This window comes from Acutalibacter sp. 1XD8-36, assembly GCF_009917525.1.
Classification (GTDB): domain Bacteria; phylum Bacillota; class Clostridia; order Oscillospirales; family Acutalibacteraceae; genus Acutalibacter.
Map to the genome: position 1 here is coordinate 1 of NZ_QZDU01000055.1, position 1,253 is coordinate 1,253.

The 1,253-nt window shown below is 49.7% G+C and carries 1 protein-coding gene; it reads left to right on the forward strand.

The window, feature by feature from the left end; translation table 11 throughout:
* Positions 1-94: 94 nt before the first annotated feature.
* On the forward strand, positions 95-1,253 hold a 1,159-nt coding region (locus D5270_RS16465), incomplete at its 3' end, for a recombinase family protein (RefSeq protein ID WP_207709424.1).

A 1,253-nucleotide genomic window follows, 5' to 3' on the forward strand; every position in this document is an offset into this window, starting at 1 on the left:
GGAGAAGGTTTTCCCTCTCTATGGAGTACGGTTTATCTCCATCAACGATGATTTTGACAGCGGCAAGCTCCATGCAGATACCGGCGGACTGAATATGGCGTTCAAGTACCTTGTCAGCGAATTATACAGCCGGGACTTGTCCATCAAGTATAAAAGCGCCAAGTATGTGAAATTCAAGCGGGGCGAGTATCAGAGCAAGATTTGCCCCTACGGATACCAGAAAGGTGCGGATGGCCGCATGGAGCCGGACCCGGAAACTGCCCCCATTGTGCGGATAATTTTTGAAATGGCGGCACAGGGGCAGAATACCACAGCCATCATTAAGGCGCTATTTGACCGCAACGTACCAACCCCAGGCGAGTACAAAAAGGCGAAAGGCCAGCCCTATCACGACGTTTCCCGGTGCGGTGGGATATGGCAGCGCTCTACGCTTGCCAGACTTTTGCGGGACGAGCGCTACACAGGCACATATATTATAGGAAAGAGTAGGCGTGTGGAGGTCGGGAGTAATCATGTCAGAATGAAAGATGAAAGCGAGTGGGTGAAAATACCGAACCACCATCCGGCCATTATCCCGGCTGAATTGTATGGGCGTGTACAAGAGTTATTCAAGCGTCCAAAATGCGTGAAGAAACAGATTCATGCTTACCCGCTTCGGAGCAAAGTGTTTTGTGGGTGCTGCCTCCATGCAATGCCTCGATACGGTACGAAAGAACGCCATTTTGTATGCACTCATTCACGGGCAGATGAAAATGCCCCTTGTCATGGACTGAGCGTAGAAGAATCTGCGCTGGAATCGGTAGTATACACAGTTCTGAAAAAGCAGGCGCAAATCATCTTGGGTGCGGCTGATATGGACACTAACTGTTTAGACGCTCTTTCGGCAAAACAGGCCGGGTACGGACAGCAGATCAGCGAAATCCAGGAGCAAAAGCGTGTGCTGTTTGAGCAAATAGTTCTCCATGAACTGAGTGAGCAGGAATACAGAATGAAGAAAGGTGCGCTGGATGCTGAATTAGCCCGCTTGCAGGAGGTACACGCTGCGCTCTCCACTCAGTTATCCCAGCGGCAGGCAGATGGGCAAACAAAAAACGCCAACAGGTTGTTGGCAGAAAAGGTGGCAGATATAGGCAAGCTAAACACCGAGCTGGTGGATATGTTGATTGATCGAGTGTATGCCTATCCACAGCAGAATATTGAAATCGTCTGGAAAATAGGCGGTTTTGGCTCTAGCGGCAAAGAAATTCAAAAAA